This is a genomic window from Stenotrophomonas acidaminiphila, from assembly GCF_014109845.1.
Classification (GTDB): Bacteria; Pseudomonadota; Gammaproteobacteria; order Xanthomonadales; family Xanthomonadaceae; genus Stenotrophomonas; species Stenotrophomonas acidaminiphila.
Genome location: NZ_CP043567.1, coordinates 3,538,873 through 3,559,332 on the forward strand (window position 1 = coordinate 3,538,873; position 20,460 = coordinate 3,559,332).

Below are 20,460 nucleotides of genomic sequence, written 5' to 3' on the forward strand. Positions count from 1 at the left end.
GGCCAAAACGGCCCGTCACCCGTCGCCCATCATTGCCGCATGCATGGCCCTGCGCCTGCCACGACGAAGCGCACCGCGCTCCCGCGCCGCGTGCCCGGTCCGGGCATGCCCGCCGGACATGCCCGGCGCCGGCCGGCCCGCTTCCGGCTAGGACGCCTTGCCCGGTGGGCGCTCGGGCGCTTCGCGCGGGAGGACCAGGGTGAAACAGGTCCCCGCCGGCAGACCGCCCGGGTCGCCTGCACGGTGGCTGCTCACCTCGATCCGTCCGCCCAGCACCTCGGTCACGATCTGGTGGACGATATGCAGCCCCAGCCCGGTGCCGCCACGGTTCCGCGCGGTAGTGAAGAACGGCTCGAAAATGCGCGACAGGTGCTCCGGGGCGATGCCGCGGCCATCATCGGCAACCTCGATCCGCACCAGCGCCTGGCCATCGCGGCGGGCCGACAGCCGGATGCGCCCGCGCCGGGGCTGCGGATACGCGTGCAGCAGCGCGTTGTTGAGCAGGTTGGCGACCACCTGCTCCAGGGGCCCCGGATAGCTGTGCATGACGATGCCCGGCTCCAGGTCCAGCTCCAGCGCGATGCCGTCTTCCAGGCTGCCGCGACGCAGGCGCGGGTCGGCATCGAGCAGGACCTCGGCCAGGTCGAAGTCACGGCGCTCCAGCGATGCGCGGTCCACCGCCACCTGCTTGAACCGCTGCACCAGCGCCGAGGTGCGCCGCAGTTCCCCGTCAGCCAGCGTGCACGCGTCCGTGGCCTCGTCCAGGAAGCTGTCCAGTTCGGAGCGGCGCAGGCCCGCCATGACCTGCGCCTGCAGCCGCGCGATGCCGCTACGCAAGGTCCCCAGCGCCAACTGCGCACTGGCCAGCGGGGTGTTCATTTCGTGCGCGACGCCAGCCACCATCAGCCCCAGCGAAGACAGGCGCTCGGCGCGCGCCAGTTCCTCCTGGGCGGCCTGCAGGTGCTCATTCGCCAGCTCCAGCGCGGCATTGCTGTCGCGCAGCCGCTGCATGTAGGCCCGCTCGCGCGCCATCCCGCCGGCCTGGGCCAGCACCAGCCACAGCACTACCCCCCCGCCCAGCAGGGCCAGGCCACCGAGCACGACCTTCCAGCGTGAGGCCGGCGGGCGCGAACGGTGCACGAGCAGACGCAGCTGCCCCACCGTCGGGTCGGCGTGCGCAAGCAGGTCGCCCTCGGTGCCGCGCCAGGCCGCCTGCAGGGTCGAGAAACTCCAGTCCTGCCAGCTGCCGGACGGCCGTCGCTGCATGGCTGCCCACAGCGCCGGATCGAACGTCGCCACGGTGTGCTCGACGTGGCCCAGCTGCCACCCCCAGGCCTCGCCCGGGGTGGGGCCCAGCAGCCAATAGCCGTCGGGATGGACCAGGTACAGGCTGAAACCCGACTGCGACGCACGGTCGCGCAGGCGCTTGAGCAGCACGCTGCCGTGCAGGTTCACCACAGCCACGCCGACGCTGCCATCGGCCATTACGAACGGCGAGGAGGCGCGCAGAGTCGGCCGCAACGGCTGCTCGATGCGCCCGTTCTCGAAATTCAGGTCCAGCGGGGAAAGATGGATCTCGCCCGGCTGCAGCAGCAGCGCATTCTCGAAGAACGGCCGGCCACGCTTGTCCTGCAGCGCGCCGCCCGGCACGCGCAGGATGCTGCCGCCCTCCTGGTCCACGCGCAGGCGCTCCTGCCCGGTCGCGTCCATCCAGCGCACCTTGTGGTAATCGCGCCCGGCCATCAGGAAGCTGGTGTAGGTTTCCAGCAACTGCGCCTCGGACCCGGATTCCAGCAGTCGCGGGGTCAGGAAGGCGATGAAGCGCGTGTCATCGCGCAACCGGCCCAGCCGGCGCAGCATCGACTGCGCGGCGTTCTCCAACGCATCCTGCGCGGCCTGGCGTTCGGGCAGGCGCACGGCCCGGTCCATTTCGTACCAGAGCATCGGCACCACGGTCAGCAGGCCCAGCAGCCAGGGGGCGGCGATCAGCGTCACCCGCCACGGGTGCGCGCGCAACGCGACCCACGCTTCCTGCAGACGCAGACGCGGCCACTTCCAGAGGCGGCGCATGCTCAGCCCTGGCCACGCAGCCGTGCGATGAAATCCTCCACCGGTTCGGGATGCGCGAACAGGTAGCCTTGTGCGCAGGGACATCCATGGCGGCGCAGCCATTGAACCTGGTCCGGGGTTTCCACGCCTTCGGCAACGATGTCCAGGCCCAGCCGGCGGCCCAGCGCGATGATCATGTCCGCCACGTTGGCGCTGCCGCCCTGTTCGCCGACGCCGGCGGTGAACTGCCGGTCCAGCTTGAGCCGCGTGACCGGCAGCGAATGCACGTAGCGCAGCGACGAATAGCCGGTCCCGAAGTCATCCACCGCGATGCCGAACCCGAGCCGGCGCAGGCGCGCCAGCAGCTCGCGGCCGTCCTGGTAGTCGGCCATCACCGCGCCTTCGGTGATCTCGATTTCCATCCGGCGCGGCTCGATCCCGTGGCGCGCCACCATGGCGGCCAGCTCTTCGATGAATTCGCGACGGCCCAGTTGCAGCGGCGACACATTGACCGACAGCGGGATGTCCGGGAAGCCGGCCCGTTCCATCGCCCGCAGCGCATCGCAGACCAGTTCGATCACACGCCCACCCAGCGGCACGATCAGGCCGCTGGCCTCGGCCACCGGGATGAAGCTGGCCGGCGATTGCGGGCGTCCGTCCTCGGTCCAGCGCGCCAGCGCCTCGGCCCCGACGATGGCCCCGCTCTCCAGGTCCACCTGCGCCTGCAGCGCGATACCGACGCGGTCCTCGCGCAGCGCGCGGAAGAGCGCGCGCGACTCCATGAAGCGGCACAGGTTCTCCTGCTCGCTCTCGACCTGGTATTCCGCCACGCCATGCCCGCCGCTGGCACGGATCCGGGTCACCAGCAGCAGGCCGGCAGCCACCGCGCCGCCGGCGCCCCCCCGGTACTGGTCCAGGTCCACCCGCGCCGCATCGACCCGCAGGAATGGCAGCTCGCCGGTGTCCTCGCTCTGTTCCAGCGCATCGACGGGATCGGACGCCAGCCGCTCCGACGGCCCCAGCACGGCAAACGTGCCCTCGTGCAGCCGCGCGATGCTGCAGGGGGGCGGATACATCTGCGCCAATCGCTCGGCCATGCGCTGCAGCAGCAGGTCGCCCTGCTCCGGACCCAGCGCCAGGCTGCCGTCGCTGTACTGCCCCAGGTCGACCACCAGCAGGCTCTGCCCGCAGGGCCCGGGCTGTTCCAGCACCTGCCGCAGGTCACGGCGCAGGGCATTGCCGTTGGGGATGTCCAGCAGGCTGTCATGGTAGGCCACGCGTTCCAGCCGCGCCGCCAGATCGACGTTGACCAGGCCGGCATTGGCATGGGTGACGAACACCTGCAGCAGCTCATGCTCCTCGGCGTCGAGCGAGCGCTCGGTCGCCAGGTAGATGGCCATCGGCGCCACCGTGCCGCCGCCATCGAGGAACAGCACCTGGCTGGAAGGCATGCCGATGCTGCAGCGGCGGGTGAATGCGTCCAGCAGCAGGTCGCGGACCATGGGGTCGGCGATGTCCTGCACGCGGCACCCCTGCAGCTCGGCGAAGCCGCCGTCGGCCGCGGTCACCATCGCCTCGGACACCGGCAGCTCGACTGAGCCGTCGTGCACGCATACCAGGCCATCGAGCGGCACTTCCAGCAGTGCCGCCAGTTCGCACAGCAACTGGCGCGAGAAATCGTCCGGATCGCGCAGCCCGGCCAGGCGGCTGCCGGCCTGCACGATGTGCTTCAACCCGCGCTTGGCCCGCGCCAGCGCATGGATCTCGCTCCAGGTCCGCAGCGAACCGGTGACGATGCCCTGCAGGCGTTCCCGGTACAGGTCGGTCTTGAGCCAGTACTCACTGATGTCCAGTTGCTGCAGGGTCTTGCGCAGCGGCGCCATGCCGGGTTGCCCGGTGATCAGCACGATGCGCACTTCGGAGTTACCCAGCTGCTCGCGTACCGCGCGCACCAGTTGCAGGCCCGCGTCGTCGGTCTCCATCACCACGTCCAGCAGGATCGCGGAGATGCCGGGATTGGCCGCCATCACGTCGCGCGCCTCGATGGACGATGACGCCGTCAGCAGCCGCAGCGGGCTTTCGTTGAAACGGAAATCGGACAACGCCATCCGCAGCGACTGCTGGAAGCCCGGATCGTCATCGACGCTCAAAACGGTAAAAGGAGGACTGTCCGGCGGCTGGCCACTGTCGACCAGTTCCTGGCGGAACTCAAACATCCTGTCTTCGCCCGACCATGCGCTACCGCTCATGCCCCTTCCCCCCAGACCTGGCTGCCCTGGACCGACACGTGCCGCGCCAGCGTAGCGCAATCCTGGCCGGCGGTGGAACTGCCTTCGATCGCCCGGGGAGGGCCGGCCTGGCGGGCTTCCGGGCCCCCGTCGCCAGGACCGCGGCGGTTGTCCCGGGACAGGCCCGGCCGGACCCGGCAAGACGCCCCCCGGAAAGGGCCGCCCGCCCATGCCAGGCACCCTCCCCCGGCACGCGGGGCGGGGAGGGCGCGGGACGCCGCGGGAGGGGCGGTCAGTCCTTGGTGACGCGGTTGATCTCGGTCAGGCTGGTGATGCCCTGCGCGGCCTTGAGCAGGGCCGACTGGCGCAGGTCGTTGACCCCGATCTTCTGCGCGGCCTCGGCGATGTCCAGCGCATTGCCGCCCTGCAGCACGATCGTGGCGATCTCGTCCGTCATCGGCATCACCTGGTAGATGCCGGTACGCCCCTTGTAACCCTCGGTGCACTCCTCGCAGCCGACCGGCTCGTAGAGCTGGATGCCGTTGTCGATCTGCGCCTGGGTGAAACCCTCGGCCAGCAGCGCATTGTCCGGCAGGTGCGCCGGCTTCTTGCAGTTGGAGCACAGGCGCCGCGCCAGGCGCTGGGCGATGACCAGGGTGACCGAGGAGGTGATGTTGTACGGGGCGATGCCCATGTTCATCAGGCGCGCGATGGTCTGCGGCGCATCGTTGGTGTGCAGGGTGGACAGCACCATATGGCCGGTCTGCGCCGCCTTGATGGCGATTTCCGCGGTCTCCAGGTCACGGATTTCGCCGACCATGATCACGTCCGGATCCTGGCGCAGGAACGAGCGCAGCGCCGCGGCGAAGGTCATGCCGCGCTTGTTGTTCTGCTGCACCTGGTTCACGCCCGGCAGGCGGATTTCGACCGGGTCCTCGGCGGTGGAGATATTGCGCGTCTCGTCGTTGAGGATGCCCAGCGCGGTATACAGCGACACGGTCTTGCCCGAACCGGTGGGGCCGGTCACCAGCACCATGCCATAGGGCTTGTGGATGGCATCCAGGAACAGCTTCTGCTGCACCGGCTCGTAACCCAGCTTGTCGATGCCGAGCTTGGCCGCGCTGCCATCGAGGATACGCAGCACGATCTTTTCGCCGAACAGCGTCGGCAGCGTGCTCACGCGGAAGTCGATCTGCTTGGTCTTGGACAGGTTGAGCTTGATGCGGCCGTCCTGCGGCACCCGCTTCTCGGCTATGTCCAGCTGCGACATCACCTTCAGGCGTGCGGCGATGCGCTCGCGCAGCTTCACCGGCGCCCTGGCCACCGTCTTGAGCAGGCCGTCGATGCGGAACCGCACCCGGTAGTCGTCTTCGTAGGGCTCGAAGTGGATGTCCGAGGCGCCGCGGCGGATCGCGTCCACCAGTACCTTGTTGACGAACTTGACCACCGGGGTGTCGTCGCCCTTGGCATCGATGCCGGTATCGCCGCCGCCCCCCATGTCCTCGTCACCGGCGGCGACGTCCAGGTCGCCCATGCCCTCCTCGTCGTCGCCCAGTCCGCCGGTCAGGCTTTCGTTGCTCGCCACCCACAGGTCGAGCGTGCGCCGGATCTGGTCCTCGTCGACCAGGATCGGCTCGACCACCAGGTTGGTGTGGAACTTGATCTCGTCCAGCGACTGGGTCGGGTTGCTGGTGCCGATGAACAGCTTGCCGCCGCGCCTGAACAGCGGCAGCACGTTGTGCTTGCGCAGCAGCTCCTCGCTGACCAGCTTCATCGCGTTGTGGTTGGCGTCGAACACCGAGGCATCCAGCAGCGGCATGCCGAACTCGACGGCATTGGCCGCGGCCAGCTGCGCGGCGTTGACCAGCTTCTTCTCGGCCAGCCACTGCGCCAGCGGCACCTTGGCCGTCGCCGCCTGCGCCATCGCGTTGCGCGCCGCGGTCTCGTCCAGCGCACCGTCCTGCACCAGGCGGCGGGCGATCCCGGTGATGCCCACGAGATTGGCGGCAACGGCTGTATTCATGGTGTTCCCCGGCACGGACGACAGTTGGGCGATTGTACCCGTGGCTTCCCCGCCTGCCAGTGGCCCTCCACCGGCATGGCCGGCCCCTCGATCGTCCGGCCACCGGCCGCCGCCACCCTGCCGATCATTGCCCGCAGGGCGCCGGGCTGGAGCAGCCGGTGCGGGCAGCCGTCCCCCGGTGCCGGGGGCCTGCCTGCCGGTGTCTGCGCCGCGCCCCTACCAGGGTTGCGCGCGATGCCAGCGCCAGGCACTTTCGATGATGGCCTCCAACCCGGTCCATGCCGGCGACCAGCCCAGCCCGGCCTTCGCCCGCTGGCTTGAGGCGACCAGCATGGGGGGGTCGCCGGCGCGGCGCGGCGCCATGTCCCAGGGCACCGTGCGGCCGGTCACCGCGGATGCGGCGGCGATGACCTCGCGCACGGAAAAGCCGCGCCCGTTGCCGAGATTGAACGCGTGGGCGCCCGGATGGGCGGCCAGGTAATCCAGCGCCAGCAGGTGCGCCTGCGCCAGATCCTCGACATGCACGTAGTCGCGGATGCAGGTGCCGTCGGGCGTGGGATAGTCGCCGCCGAACACCCTCAACCCCGGCCCGTCGCCGAGCACCGCGCGCAGCACGTTGGGGATCAGGTGGGTCTCACAGGCATGCGACTCGCCGATGCACGCATCGGCTGTCGCGCCGGCCGCGTTGAAGTACCGCAGCGCGACCGAGTCCAGCCCGTAGGCAGTGGCCGCGTCGGCCAGGATGCGCTCGACCATCAGCTTGCTGGCGCCATAGGGATTGGTCGGCTGCGTCGGGTGGGCCTCGTCGACCATGCCGGTGGCCGGTTGCCCGTACACCGACGCGCTCGAGGAGAACACCAGCCGCCGCACCCCGTGCCTGCGCATCGCTTCGAGCAGGTTGAGCGTGCCCACCACGTTGCTGGCGTAGTAGTCGTAGGGCTGGGCCATCGACTCGGCGACCAGCGAGCGCGCGCAGAAATGGAACACCGCGTCGAACCGCTGCCCGGCGAACGCGGCCTCCAGCGAGGGGGGGTGCAGCACGTCGGCCTGGACCAGCCGCCCCCACTGCACCGCCTGCGCGTGCCCGGTGGACAGGTCGTCCAGCACCACCACCTGGTGGCCATGCGCCGCCAGCAACCGCGCCATGTGGCTGCCTATGTAGCCGGCGCCGCCGCAGACAAGAGCTTTCAACGGGCACCCCGGGTGGATGGCAACGGCAATGGCGCAATTCTATTCCGATGCCCCCGCGCAAGGAATGAGAACCCGCTCCATCCCACGGCCGCAGGTTCCCGCTACCATGTCCACCGGGGAGAACGACAGGTACAGAACGTGCAGCGACTGAGCATCATACTGCCGGCCAAGAACGAGGCCGAGGGGCTGCAGCGCACCCTTCCGGCACTGCGCCAGGCCTGGCCACGGGCGGAAATCATCGTCGTCGACGACGGCTCCAGCGACGCTACCGCCGCCATTGCGGCCGGCCACGGCGCCCTGGTGGTCAGCCACCCGTACTCCATGGGCAATGGCGCGGCGATCAAGCGCGGCGCACGCACCGCCACCGGCGATATCCTCGTGTTCATGGACGCCGATGGCCAGCACAGTGCCGAGCACATCGGCGCCCTGCTGTCCAAGCTGGAAGAAGGCTACGACATGGTGGTCGGCGCGCGCGACCGCAGCGGCCAGGCCAACCTGCATCGCGGCCTCGCCAACGGCTTCTACAACCGCCTCGCCAGCCACATGACCGGCCATCGCATCGACGATCTCACCTCCGGCTTCCGCGCCGTGAGGGCCGAGCGCTTCCGCGAGTTCCTGCACCTGCTGCCGAACGGCTTCAGCTACCCCACCACCAGCACCATGGCGTTCTTCCGCAGTGCCTACCCGGTGGCCTATGTCCCGATACCGGTCGCACGGCGCGTGGGTACCAGCAGCCATATCCGCCCGATCAAGGACGGCATCCGCTTCCTGTTGATCATCTTCAAGATCGCGACGCTGTATTCGCCGCTGAAGCTGTTCGCGCCGATCGCCGCCTGTTTTTTCCTTACCGGGCTCGGGTATTACGGTTATACCTTCGCCACGATGCACCGGCTGACCAACATGAGCACGCTGCTGTTCAGCGCAGCGGTCATCATCTTCCTGATCGGGTTGATCTCCGAGCAGATCACCAATCTCACCTACCGGCGTGACAACTGATTCCGGTCCATCCGCATGTAACTGGCACATTTCCAATGTCGAGCCCGTATTACTCCATGACTACCGGCGTCGTCATGCCTGAAGCGGGCTGGACGCCGCCCATCCGCTATCTTCTGCGCCGGGCCCGGATCCTGTCCGCCCTACGTGCCATTCCCACCGGAAAGAAACTACTGGAGATCGGTTGCGGTGCCGGCGCACTGCTCTACGACCTGAATCGCATCGGGTTTTCCGTCCAAGGCCTGGAAACCTCCGATGAAGCGCGCATTGTGGCCGGGCGGATCACCCGATCGTGCCCGCACCCGTACCCCATCCACCCGACTCCACAAGCGGACTGGGATGGTCGCTTCGACCTGGTCTGCGCCTTCGATGTGCTTGAGCACATTGAGGACGACCATACCGCTGTCGATCAATGGCAACGATGGTTGGCACCCGGCGGGAAACTCGTTCTTTCGGTACCTGCGCATCGCCACCGCTGGGGCGAAGGTGACGCCTGGGCCGGGCATTGGCGTCGCTACGACCGCCAGGACATACGGGAGCTTGTTCAATCGCATGGCCTGCAGATCGAGCATTTCGAGTGCTACGGCTTCCCTCTCGCGAATGCGACCGAATGGGCCGGAAACCGTGTCTATCGCGAGCTCATCCGACAGCGCGGCGAAAGGAGCAAGGAACAAGCCTCGGCCTCCAGCGGCGTTGACCGCCGCAATTACGCAAAGTTCAGCAGGATGATTGCATCAGCACCCGGCAAGGCGCTGCTATCTACCGCCTTCGCGATCCAGACCATCACCCGCAATACCGACTGGGGCAGCGGCTATCTGTTGCTGGCCAGCAACAGATGAAGCAACTCTGGCGCATGGCCGGGCTGATCATCGCAATGGGCCTGATGGCCTATTTCTTCTGGTTTGCCTGGCGAAACCTGGATCCGCGGCTGCTGGCGGCGACGCTCAAGCAGCCCGGCACCCTGCTCGCTGTATTCGTGGCCACGCTCTGCTACATGACGATCTACCCGGCAACGGGCTTCGCCTGGCGCCAGTTACTGCTGCAGCAGCGCCAGCCCAATCCCGCCGGCGCGCTCACGCGGCTCATCAGCATTGCGCAACTGGCCAAGTACATCCCCGGCAACATCGCACAGCATGCGGGCCGGGCAGCGCTCGCATTCAAGCGAGGCATCCCCTTGCAGGCATACGTCGCGAGTGTGCTCCAAGAAACCCTGCTCGCCTCGGCCGCCAGCATCATCGTCGGCGTCCTGCTGCTGTCCATCACTCCCGCCGCCGCCAATCTGGGCGAGTACCGCTGGCTGCTGTTGGCGCTGCTGGGAGGCAGTATTGGCGTGACGCTTCTCTTATGCATCAGGCTGCCTCCCTTTGATGGCGCTGGCCTGGCCGCCCGCGCCCTGCGGATCATCGGTGGCCTGCCCGGCCCGTCTGCGACGCTGCTGGCCCTGGCCGCCTACATCTGCAACTATCTGATGATCGGCCTCGGCGTCTGGCTGCTTGCCGTTGCCCTGGGCCTGGCAGATAGCATCGACTATCCACTGGCAACCGCCGCCTTTGCGTTGTCGTGGATACTCGGTTTTCTTGCACCCGGCACACCGGCCGGACTGGGCGCACGCGAGGGCATAATGACGCTGATCCTGGTCGGTCATGGCAACAGCCACCAGATCGTGCAACTGGTCCTGCTGGCCCGCGTCACCAGCATGTGTGGCGACCTGCTCAGCTTCCTCGTTGCCACGCTTCTTCCCAGCCCGCCAACTCAGAAGCCCGCCACCCCTTCATGAAAATCGACTTGGAACCTACCGGCGAACGCGTGCTGGAAGATGCCTACATGCAATCGCTTGGCACGTACACTATCTACGCCATGCATGCGGCCAGTTACGCCTTTGCAGAGGCGCTCTGCAAAGGAAAAAAAGTGCTGGATTTCGGCTGCGGGTCAGGGTACGGAACCCTCCGCATTTCGGGACTTGCACAGGAAGCATACGGCGTTGATGTCGCAGCTGACGCCGTGCTGTATGCCAAGGCGCGGTATCAAAACGAGAATCTGCACTTCCTGCAGATTGACCCGCAGTCTCCACTACCGTTCGCTGCTGGATCATTCGACGTCGTCCTCTCCTTCCAGGTGATCGAACACGTCAACGATGACGACGCCTACCTGCGCGAAGCACATCGTCTGCTTAAGCCAGGCGGCACCCTTGTCCTGATAACGCCCGATCGCAGGAACCGCCTGCTTCCATGGCAGAAGCCCTGGAACCGCTGGCATCTGCGCGAGTATGGAATGGCGCAACTCGCCCGCAAGGTGAGTCGGCATTTCCAGCTGAAAAGCGAGTTGCGCATGGGGGCGCCGTGGGCAATAGCCGCAACGGAGATTGAGCGCTACACCCGCATCAAATGGCTGACACTTCCCATCACCCTGTTCTTCATTCCTGAATCAGTACGACGTGCCGCGCTCGACTTCACACATGCCGTCATCGGCAAGGTAAAGCGCAACAGCCCCGTGAATACGCATACTGCGCCGGCAAGCTATGGCTTCGATGAAACCGACTTCATCATCAGCACTGATCCACCCCATTCGATGAACCTGATCCTCGTGGCTGAACGCAGTCGCGAAGGCACGATGCATGGCTGAAGAAGCCATCGCTCGTATCCTTGTTGCCGGCGTCGGCTTACGTGGCAGCGGCTACCCCAACGCAATCAACACGCTGCGCATGATGCACCACACGCAGCAGATCGATGTAATCGAGTGCGGCAGCTGGCTTCCGGAGGATACTCATCTCTGGAAGATCACCAAAGATCCACCCCACAGGTCATTTGCATTTCTTGTCCGGCTACTCTCAGCCAATGCGTTCTCGGCCATCCGCCTGCTGCTGGAAAGTCGTACGGGGGACGTGGCGTATATTCCCTATCCGAGTATTTTTTTGCTCTGGCTCCTCTCCTGGCTGCCGCGTCGCTGGCGTCCGCAATGCGTCTGCGATGCGTACATCACCCTCTGGGACTCGCTCTTCCAGGACCGCGGCATGGGCGCGGCCGGCGGATGGCTCTCACGCTTGCTGCTCCGGGCCGAGGTTCGCGCACTGGGGGCGGCAACCCATGTCATCGTCGACACGCAGGCCAACGCGCGCCATATCCACCGGTTGTTCGGCGTTCCGCTCGAACGTATCCACGCCTTCCCATTGGCACTGGATGAGGCACTGCTGCCAGGGCGTGACAGCGGGCGTCGCGGCGGCCACGGGAACCGCGTCGTATTTATCGGCACGTTCGTGCCGCTCCAGGGCACCACGACCATCGCACAAGCCATCGACAAGCTGCGCGGGCAGGACTCCCTCGAGTTCACCCTGATCGGCGATGGACAGCAGGCCGATGAAGCGTCCCGCTGGCTGCGGGACAACCCCGCCGTGAGCTGGCTGCGGGGATGGCAGCCCGCCGACGTCATCGCCGCGCACCTGGCAGGCGCCGATATCTGTCTGGGCGCCTTCGGTGGCGACGGCAAGGCCGCGCGCGTATTGCCGTTCAAGCTCTACATGGCAATGGCCGCGGGCAAGGCGATCATCACCCAGCACGCCTACAGCACCCCCGGTGGCTGCCCACCGATCCCGGCCATGACATGCGACGCGACGCCGGACGCGCTGGCCGAGGCGATCACCCTGCTTGCACGGGATCCGGAGAGGCGCATCCGGCTGGAACGCCAGTCGCGCGACTATTTCGAGCGCTATCTGTCAACCACCGCATTGGCGGCGCACTGGGAACGGCTGCTTGCCGGACCTGGCAGACAGTCCGGCGATAGCAGATAGCGTCGCGCCCGGCCAGGGTGCACTTCATCCAGGGCCCCAGACACTACGAAAGAGATCACGACCCCGACCTCAAGGCCACCCGCCGCCCAGCTTCTATTCCTTACGGCTTTCGGGCATTTGACGGGGCGCGCTTCCGTCGTCCGGATCCGGAGTCAGAGCTTCCAGCCTGTCCGCCCAGTCGGCATGCCCCTCTTTGCGCATCTCCGCGACAAGCCCTTGCGTGAAAGCCGGATCCCTCGCCTTCCGCACGGCGTGGGCGAAATGCGGATAGGCCCTGTCGGGCTGCTGCGTATGCCCCAGGATGAAGTATCCCATGGCAGCGGACTCGACCGGCTTGAGGGATCTGCGCTTGCTGACGATTTCGATGGCCTCCAGGACCCGCTCCGAATCCATCGACGCACCGTCACGCGCCTTGTTGAGAATGACCCAGATCGAAGACGCGTTCTCCGGCGTCATGGTGACGTGCCGGAGCCGCTGCAGGTAGCGATCCCAGTCGGCGGCGGACAAGGTGCCCTGAATAGCCTTCATCGCGATGATGTTGGTCAGGGTCTTGATCGAATCGGTACTGACGTCCGCGCCCTTGCTGCATGCGGAGATGGCCTTGTCCAGATAGGGATTGTCCGGCCTGTCGCCTCCACCGAGATTGAAATAGGCGACGCAGAGCTGGTTCCATGCGCGCGTGGAAGTCGGGGCAAGTCGCGTGCTTGCCTGGGCCAGGGCCAGATCACTGCTCCACCAGCCGGCACGGATGAGCGTGGCCCAGGAAAGGGCCATCAACATCAGGACCACGACACTGGCCGAAAGCACCGGCCGGAACTGGAATCGGTCCACAAGGAGGATCAACAGACTTCCGATTGCGAGCACAGCCCCGAGCAACGGCAGGTGGTTGCGATGCTCGAACGCCAACTCCAGGGCAACAACATTGCTGGTGACGAAGTGCCCGGAAAAAAACAGGAAGATCCCGAACGCCAGCAGCGGATGGCGGACACGGAGCCTCCAGGCAGCCACCAGCAGGGCAGCGATCAACAGCCATGCCGGAATCGTGGTCCAGGGCTGCAGGAGGCCGCGCGACGGTTGCAGCCAGTCGTAGTAGAACGGCATATGCGACGGCAGCGGGAGCACGATCTCCCAGAGATACAGGCAGAGCACGCGCCCCTGCGTCAACAGGCGCTCGTAGCTGGAGAAATTCCGGTTGTGGTGGGTATCCCAGGACCAGTAGTGGGGAACGACCACCAGCAAGAACGCGACGGCTCCAGCCACGACCGCGAACAGGTAGCCATAGCGCAATCTACGGGCAAACGCCTGGTCCGCGGCCCCGAAACGCAATACGGTCAGCTCCATCGCCAGCGTATACGCGGGAAGCAGGATGGCATCTTCCTTGCAGCCCAATGCCAGCATCCAGAGCAGCGCGGTCAACATCCAGCCGGTGCGACCGCTCCGGCCTTCGATCTGCGCCTGGCGAGCCCTGAGATAACTCCACAACGACAACACGATGAACAGCGTCGCAAGGGTCTGCATGCGCTGCACGACATAGAGTACGGAAGACACCTGCAGTGGATGCGCCGCCCATGCGACCGCCATCGCAAGCGCGATCCAGCGGGCGCGGGTGGGGCGCTGGCCGACAGCCAACAGCAGGTCGCGCAGGAACACCGCCAGCACCAGCGCCGTAAGCGCGTGTATGGCGATATTGGTGGACTTGAACGTGGCCGGATCCAGCCCTCCCCCCCTGTAGTAATCGATCGCGAATGTCAGCGTGGGGATGACCCGGGTAATACCCCCGTACTGCGTGCTGAACAGCGTTTCGCCCAGGGCGGCAGGCGACAGGGACTGCAGCTCGATGCCGGTGTTGCCGATGATGTTGATGTGGTCGTCGAATACGAAATCGCCCGGCAATCCCGGCAGGAACAGCAGCGACGCGAACGCGGCGCAAACCAGGCTGTACAGCAGGAATCTGTAGTGTGATCGCGTCATGCGGCAAGGAAAAAGGAAGGTGCCAAGGCTTCAAGTATCACCGATTGGATGATCTTCCGTACTGCCTTCATGCTCCACGCCCTGCCTGCCGACGGTGCACAACGCTCGATCAGAGCACGCAGTTCGCCGTGTGCATGTCGCAGGTCGTCGTTGCCACACCCGGCGACTTGGGCGTACCGGTAATCGGCGTATTGAGATCGACGGCCGTATCCGCGGTGGGGCATGCCCGACGTGGCGGTGACGGGATGGTGACACTGTTGTAGATCGCGGTGATGGCGAAATTGGCGTAGTTCTTCATTTCCGCCTGGCAGGCCCCTTCTGCCGACTTGATCCGATAGTTGTTGTAAGCAGGCAGGGCGATAGCCGCCAGGATGGCGATGATCGCGACCACGATCATCAGCTCGACCAAAGTAAAGCCGTGCGCGTTTCGATTCATGGCACTCGATTCCCCGGGGACCCCTCCCCTTCTCATCTTTCCAAGCAATTGGTGTGCCATAGGCACCCCCTCACGTATCAGGACGGGTAGTCAGCAAAAAGCCCCTCTTGAGAGGGGCTTTTTGTGGACGGCACGACTCCGCGGTGATTACGGAGCGCCCGCACCCGGCTTGCCACAGGTGGCCGTGTCGTTGTTGCAGGTGGTGTTCTTGTTACCCGGACCCTTCGGGACGAAGGTGGTGGTACCAGTGATGCTGGCCAGCGCAGCGGTCGGCGAGGTGCAGGCCTTCGCCTTCGGAGGATTGACCGTCATGCTGGACATGAGAGCGGCAACGGCCGAGTTCATGTAGGCCTTGGCTTCGGCCTGGCAGGCGCCGTCGGCCGAGTTCACGCGGTAGTTGTTGTAGGCCGGCAGCGCGATGGCAGCCAGGATGGCGATGATCGCGACGACGATCATCAGTTCGATCAGGGTGAAGCCCTTCTGCATCTTCTTCATCTGTACATCCCCTAGAGGTTTGGATTGTGAGCACCGGGAGGGCCGTCGCCCACCCCGTGCGGGTTGAACAGCAAGTCGTGTGCCAGCAGCCCGACGCCTGCCATATCCCCGGAACGCATGATGGGCAGCCTTCCGGCAGAAGGGAAGCGCGGCCTGTCGATTCTGAGATGAAACCGCCAAGGTGACGCATTGCGTCACATCGCGACACTCTATTGCCAGCTCGTACCCCCCGGCGGCTCCCCCTCCCCCCTGCCCCCGGGCCGGGCATGGAAGGGCCCGCCCGGCCCCACCGCAGCACCGGAGACCCGGGGCATCCGCCCATCCCACCGGAACGTGATGACCGCCACGCTTGTCGCCGCCATGGATGCCGTCCTACGGCGGACCGGCTACCATGCGGAAGTTGTCTGGCCCGGGGAGTGGCCGGACGGGGAGAAGAACGATGTCCGCTACCCGCAGCGCAGTGAACAAACCGCCCGTGGATCGCAGCACCAGCCTGATGCAGCCGTTTGTCTGGGAGGGGACCGACAAACGCGGCGTGAAGATGAAGGGCGAACAGGAAGCCCGCAATGCCAACCTGCTGCGTGCCGAGCTGCGCAAGCTGGGCATCACCCCATCGGTGGTCAAACCCAAGCCCAAACCATTGTTCGGCGCCGCCGGCAAGCCCATCAAGGCCCGCGACATCGCCTTCTTCAGCCGCCAGATGGCGACCATGATGAAGTCTGGCGTGCCCATCGTGAGCGCGCTGGAGATCATCGGCAGCGGCCATAGAAACCCGCGCATGGCCAAGCTGGTGGGGCAGGTCCGCGCCGATCTGGAGGGCGGCTCCTCGCTGTACGAGGCCATCAGCAAGCACCCGGTTCAGTTCGACGAGCTGTACCGCAACCTGGTGCGGGCCGGCGAAGGCGCCGGCGTGCTGGAGACCGTGCTGGAAACCATCGCCAACTACCAGGAAAACCTGGAGTCGCTGAAAGGCAAGATCAAGAAGGCGCTGTTCTACCCGGCGATGGTCATCGTCGTCGCACTCCTGGTCAGCTCGGTGCTGCTGATGTGGGTCGTGCCGCAGTTCGAGGACATCTTCAAGAGCTTCGGCACGGAACTGCCGGTATTCACCCAGATGATCGTGGCGGCATCCCGCTTCATGGTCAGTTGGTGGTGGCTGATACTGCTGGCGTCGGTCGTGGGCGTGGGCGGTTCCATCTTCGCCTACAAGCGCAGCCCGAAGATGCAGTACGCGATGGATCGGCTGATCCTGAAGGTGCCGGTGATCGGCCAGATCATGCACAACAGCTCGATTGCCCGCTTCGCCCGCACCACGGCAGTGACCTTCAAGGCCGGCGTGCCGCTGGTTGAAGCCCTGGGGATCGTGGCCGGCGCCACCGGCAACAAGACCTATGAGGATGCCGTCCTGCACATGCGCGACGACGTGGCGGTGGGCTATCCGGTGAACATGGCCATGAAACAGGTGAACCTGTTCCCGCACATGGTGGTACAGATGACCGCCATCGGCGAGGAAGCCGGCGCGCTGGACACCATGCTGTTCAAGGTGGCCGAGTACTTCGAACAGGAAGTGAACAATGCCGTGGATGCCTTGAGCAGCCTGATCGAACCGATAATCATGGTGTTCATCGGCGTCGTGGTCGGCAGCATGGTTGTCGGCATGTACCTACCGATCTTCAAGCTCGCTTCCGTCGTTGGATAATTGACCCATGGCATTTCTCGACCAGCATCCCGGCATCGGCTACCCGGCCGCTGCGGGACTGGGGTTGCTGATCGGCAGCTTCCTTAACGTGGTGATCCTGCGCCTGCCCCGGCGCATGGAGTGGCAGTGGAAGCGCGATGCGCGCGAGATCCTCGACGAGCCGGACATCTACGAACCGCCGCCGCCGGGCGTGGTGGTGGAGCCCTCGCATTGCCCGCACTGCAAGCACAAGCTGAGCTGGTACGAGAACATCCCGCTGTTCAGCTGGTTGCTGCAACGCGGGCGCTGCCGCCATTGCCAGGCGCCGATCTCCATCCAGTATCCGCTGGTGGAACTGCTGACCGCCGTGCTGGTGCTGGCCAGCGTGTGGCAGTTCGGCTTCGGTTGGCAGGGTTTCGGCGCGATCGTACTGACCTGTTTCCTGATCGCACTGTCCGGCATCGACCTGCGCACCCAGCTGCTGCCCGACCAGCTGACCCTGCCGCTGATGTGGCTGGGCCTGATCGGCAGCATGGACAACCTGTACATGCCCACCAAACCTGCGCTGATCGGTGCCGCGGTGGGCTACCTGTCGCTGTGGACGGTGTGGTGGCTGTTCAAGCAGATCACCGGCAAGGAGGGCATGGGCCACGGCGATTTCAAGCTGCTGGCGGCGCTGGGCGCCTGGTGCGGCCTGAAGGGCATCCTGCCGATCATCCTGCTGTCCTCGCTGGTGGGCGCCATCGTCGGCTCGGTCTGGCTGTACGCGCGCGGACGCGACCGCGCCACGCCCATCCCGTTCGGTCCCTACCTGGCCATCGCCGGCTGGCTGGTCTTCATGTGGGGCGATCCGATGGTCGCCGCCTACCGGCAGTGGGCCGGCCTGGCGTGACCACGGCCGGCGGCCCCGGCCACCCCATGGACACGGGCCGCCGCCCATGAGCAGGTTCATCGTCGGGCTTACCGGCGGCATCGCCTCGGGCAAAAGCGAGGTCACGCGGCGCTTCGAGGCACTCGGCATTGTGGTGGCCGACGCGGACCTTGCCGCGCGTGAAGTGGTGGCACCGGGCAGCCCTGCACTGGAACAGATCGGCCACCGCTTCGGCACCGCGATGCTGCTGGCCGACGGCACGCTCGACCGGGCGCGCCTGCGCGGGCATGTATTCGGCAACGACGAGGAACGCCGGGCACTGGAAGCCATCACCCACCCGGCCATCCGCGCCCGCGTGCGGGAGGCCTGCCAGGCCGCGGAAAGCCCCTATGCCATCGCCGCGGTGCCGTTGCTGGCCGAAGCCGGTGGCCGGGCCACCTATCCCTGGCTGGACCGGATCGTGGTGGTCGACGCCGCCGAAACGGTGCGCCACGCCCGCCTGCGCCAGCGCGACAGCATCGACGCCGCCCTGGCGACACGCATGATCCAGGCCCAGGCCAGCCGCGCGCAGCGGCTGGCGCTGGCCGACGACGTGATCGTCAACGACGGACACCCCGAACACCTGCAGCCGCAGGTGGAAGCACTGGATCGCCTGTACCGGCACCTGGCTGCCGGAAACCCGCCGCCCTGACGCGGCACGGCACGGCGCGATGGCTGCCCGCGCGCTCAGTCCGCGGGGGCGAACGTCAGCCTGCCAACCACGCCACGTTCGGCACCCGGCCGGATGCTGACCTGCCAGCCATAGAGCGCGCACAGCCGGCTGACGATGGACAGGCCGATGCCGCCGCCCTGCGAATGGCCTGCATGGGTACCCCGGTAACCGCGCTGGAACAGGCTCGCCGCATCCTTCTCGCTCAACCCCGGGCCGGTGTCGATCACTTCGACCGCGTCGTCCAGCACCCGCACCCGGACCTGGCCTTCCTGGGTGTACTTCACGGCATTGCCGATCAGGTTGCCCAGCGCCACCGACAGCGCCGCTTCCGGCGCGTCGATCACCAGGTCCCGGCCGCCTTCCAGCACCAGTTCCAGCGGCTTGCCGCCGAGCTGTGCCCGGTGCGCCTCGAGCAGCTGTTCGGCGACCTTGGCGACGTTGCTGCTGCCCTGCCCGCGTTCGTTGCGCGACAGCAGCAGCAGCGAGCCGATCAGGTCGCTGCACTGCTGCTCGGCACGCTGGATGCGCTGCAGGCGCTGCAGCATCTTCTCGTCCAGGCCCGGGCGCGCGAGCAGCAGCTCGGTCGCGCCACGGATCACCGCCAGCGGCGTGCGCAGTTCATGGCTCACGTCCGCGTTGAACTCGCGGTCGCGCTGCACCACTTCGGTCAGGCGCGCGGAATAGTCGTCCAGCGCCTCGGCGAGCTGACCGACCTCATCGTCCGGGAAATGCAGCGCCAGCGGTTCAGGCTGCGCGCTGCCCCCACGATAGGCCCGCAGCCGCCTGGCCAGATCCGATACCGGCCGCATCACTCGCGAAGCCGACCACCAGCCCAGAATCCAGGACAAAACACTGAAGACGACTACCGACAAGAACAGGGCGCGCTTGAGCTGCTGCTCACCGCGAATACTGTCGGTCATGTCATAAGCAAGGAAGAACCACGCTTGCGGCGTTTTACGCACAGCCAACTTGTAAGAAAACGGAAGACCTCCCTCATCAACCCCGGAGAGATTATGGATGCCATCCTTGAATTCATACCAGTCAGGCTCTTCAGTCCGCAGCGCCTCGAACTTGTCAGGCTTCACCGCCCTTGCATACATCTGCTTCACCGGCCAGGTCGAGTTCCGGCTGGGGTCGAGCGAATATCGCTTGGCGTACTCGTCGATGTTCCGGTTCATCACCTCTTCGACAAGCTGGTTCTCCACCCGGGTCCGCGCCCAGTTGGTGGCGAATGCGAACAGCGCCGTCAGGCAGAAGCCCAGCAGCACGAACGAGACGATGATGCGGCTGCGCAGGCGCCGTCGATACCGCCCCTGCTTGCGGACGACCGCCGGCGAGGCGTTTTCAGGCATCGGGTGCGGCGATCCGGTATCCAATACCATGGCGGGTCTGGATCATGGGCGCGTTGAACGGCTTGTCCACCACCGCGCGCAGGCCGTGGATGTGCACGCGCAGGGAGTCCGAATCGGGCAGTTCCTCGCCCCACACCCGGGTTTCCAGCTCCTGGCGGGTGACCACCGCCGGCGAGGCCTCCATCAGCGCCTGCAGGATCTTCAGCGCGGTCGGATTGAGCTGCAGCAGCTTGCCCTGCCGGCGAACCTCCAGCGTGTCCAGGTTGTACTCCAGGTCACCGGTTTCCAGCACGCGGGTGTGCCCGCCCTTGCCGCGACGCGACAGCGCGTTGAGCCGCACCTCGACTTCCTGCAGCGCGAACGGCTTGATCAGGTAGTCGTCGGCACCGGAGTCGAACCCGGCCAGCTTGTTGTCCAGCGAATCGCGCGCGGTGAGCATCAGCACCGGGGTCTGCTTGCGCGCGTCGTTGCGCAGCTTGCGGCAGACCTCGATGCCGTCCATGCCCGGCAGGTTCAGGTCGAGCACGATCGCATCGAAATCGTGCACGACCGCCAGGTGCAGGCCGGTCACGCCGTCGGCCGCGAAATCCACGGTATGCCCGCGGTCTTCAAGGTAGTCCCCCAGGTTGGCCGCGATGTCGCTGTTGTCTTCGATTACGAGAATGCGCACTGGGAAC

General features: G+C 66.2%; 15 protein-coding genes and 2 pseudogenes. 8 read left to right on the forward strand and 9 right to left on the reverse strand.

Annotated features, from left to right (window positions below; genetic code table 11):
- Positions 1–147: 147 nt before the first annotated feature.
- The 4 genes from F0P95_RS16145 to galE form a co-directional block, all read right to left on the reverse strand.
- Positions 148–2,070, reverse strand: coding sequence for a sensor histidine kinase (locus F0P95_RS16145; protein ID WP_182335076.1), 1,923 nt, complete (start codon positions 2,068–2,070; stop codon positions 148–150).
- Positions 2,071–2,072: 2 nt separating this feature from the next.
- Positions 2,073–4,265: a GGDEF/EAL domain-containing response regulator gene (locus F0P95_RS16150; RefSeq protein ID WP_182335077.1), complete on the reverse strand. Its 2,193-nt coding sequence runs from the start codon at positions 4,263–4,265 to the stop codon at positions 2,073–2,075.
- 304 nt (positions 4,266–4,569) lie between these two features.
- Positions 4,570–6,300, reverse strand: coding sequence for a type IV-A pilus assembly ATPase PilB (pilB, locus tag F0P95_RS16155; protein ID WP_182335078.1), 1,731 nt, complete (start codon positions 6,298–6,300; stop codon positions 4,570–4,572).
- A 216-nt stretch (positions 6,301–6,516) separates the two neighbouring features.
- Positions 6,517–7,491 (reverse strand): UDP-glucose 4-epimerase GalE, encoded by a 975-nt coding sequence (galE, locus tag F0P95_RS16160; RefSeq protein WP_182335079.1) that lies wholly within the window; start codon positions 7,489–7,491, stop codon positions 6,517–6,519.
- 138 nt (positions 7,492–7,629) lie between these two features.
- Here galE and F0P95_RS16165 point away from each other — a divergent pair, with 138 nt between their 5' ends.
- Genes F0P95_RS16165 through F0P95_RS16185 form a run of 5 tightly spaced genes read left to right on the forward strand, consistent with a single transcriptional unit; the run spans position 7,630 to position 12,268 of the window.
- A complete protein-coding gene (locus tag F0P95_RS16165) occupies positions 7,630–8,487 on the forward strand; it encodes a glycosyltransferase family 2 protein (protein ID WP_182335080.1) in 858 nt (285 codons plus the stop codon).
- Between the two features lie 56 nt (positions 8,488–8,543).
- Positions 8,544–9,323, forward strand: coding sequence for a class I SAM-dependent methyltransferase (locus F0P95_RS16170; protein ID WP_182335081.1), 780 nt, complete (start codon positions 8,544–8,546; stop codon positions 9,321–9,323).
- A complete protein-coding gene (locus tag F0P95_RS16175) occupies positions 9,320–10,261 on the forward strand; it encodes a lysylphosphatidylglycerol synthase domain-containing protein (protein WP_182335082.1) in 942 nt (313 codons plus the stop codon). Before F0P95_RS16170 ends, F0P95_RS16175 begins: the two co-directional genes overlap by 4 nt.
- A complete protein-coding gene (locus tag F0P95_RS16180) occupies positions 10,258–11,106 on the forward strand; it encodes a class I SAM-dependent methyltransferase (protein ID WP_182335083.1) in 849 nt (282 codons plus the stop codon). The genes F0P95_RS16175 and F0P95_RS16180 overlap by 4 nt, the downstream gene beginning before the upstream one ends.
- Positions 11,099–12,268 carry a glycosyltransferase gene (locus F0P95_RS16185; RefSeq protein WP_182335084.1) on the forward strand — a complete coding sequence of 390 codons (1,170 nt, stop codon included), beginning with the start codon at positions 11,099–11,101 and terminating at the stop codon, positions 12,266–12,268. Before F0P95_RS16180 ends, F0P95_RS16185 begins: the two co-directional genes overlap by 8 nt.
- Before the next feature lie 93 nt (positions 12,269–12,361).
- On the opposite strand, the gene F0P95_RS16190 is transcribed toward F0P95_RS16185, so the two are convergent.
- The 3 genes and pseudogenes from F0P95_RS16190 to F0P95_RS17385 form a co-directional block, all read right to left on the reverse strand.
- On the reverse strand, positions 12,362–14,239 hold the full coding sequence (locus tag F0P95_RS16190; protein ID WP_182335085.1) for a hypothetical protein: 1,878 nt from the start codon (positions 14,237–14,239) through the stop codon (positions 12,362–12,364).
- A gap of 327 nt (positions 14,240–14,566) precedes the next feature.
- Positions 14,567–14,675 (reverse strand): annotated as a pseudogene (locus F0P95_RS17740) (prepilin-type N-terminal cleavage/methylation domain-containing protein); the annotation flags it as partial.
- A gap of 386 nt (positions 14,676–15,061) precedes the next feature.
- Positions 15,062–15,170: pseudogene (locus tag F0P95_RS17385) on the reverse strand (prepilin-type N-terminal cleavage/methylation domain-containing protein); the annotation flags it as partial.
- A gap of 439 nt (positions 15,171–15,609) precedes the next feature.
- Between F0P95_RS17385 and F0P95_RS16205 the strand changes: the two are divergent.
- From F0P95_RS16205 to coaE, 3 genes are read left to right on the forward strand one after another with little or no spacing between them, the layout of a single operon-like run.
- Positions 15,610–16,869, forward strand: coding sequence for a type II secretion system F family protein (locus F0P95_RS16205; RefSeq protein WP_182335088.1), 1,260 nt, complete (start codon positions 15,610–15,612; stop codon positions 16,867–16,869).
- 7 nt (positions 16,870–16,876) lie between these two features.
- Positions 16,877–17,740, forward strand: a complete 864-nt coding sequence (locus F0P95_RS16210; RefSeq protein ID WP_182335089.1) for a prepilin peptidase — start codon at positions 16,877–16,879, stop codon at positions 17,738–17,740.
- 46 nt (positions 17,741–17,786) lie between these two features.
- On the forward strand, positions 17,787–18,410 hold the full coding sequence (gene coaE / locus F0P95_RS16215) for a dephospho-CoA kinase (protein ID WP_182335090.1): 624 nt from the start codon (positions 17,787–17,789) through the stop codon (positions 18,408–18,410).
- A gap of 35 nt (positions 18,411–18,445) precedes the next feature.
- Here the strand turns inward: coaE and F0P95_RS16220 are convergent, their stop codons facing one another.
- A complete protein-coding gene (locus F0P95_RS16220) occupies positions 18,446–19,783 on the reverse strand; it encodes a sensor histidine kinase (RefSeq protein ID WP_182335091.1) in 1,338 nt (445 codons plus the stop codon).
- Positions 19,776–20,453 carry a response regulator transcription factor gene (locus tag F0P95_RS16225; protein WP_054667261.1) on the reverse strand — a complete coding sequence of 226 codons (678 nt, stop codon included), beginning with the start codon at positions 20,451–20,453 and terminating at the stop codon, positions 19,776–19,778. The genes F0P95_RS16220 and F0P95_RS16225 overlap by 8 nt, the downstream gene beginning before the upstream one ends.
- Between the last annotated feature and the right edge of the window lie 7 nt (positions 20,454–20,460).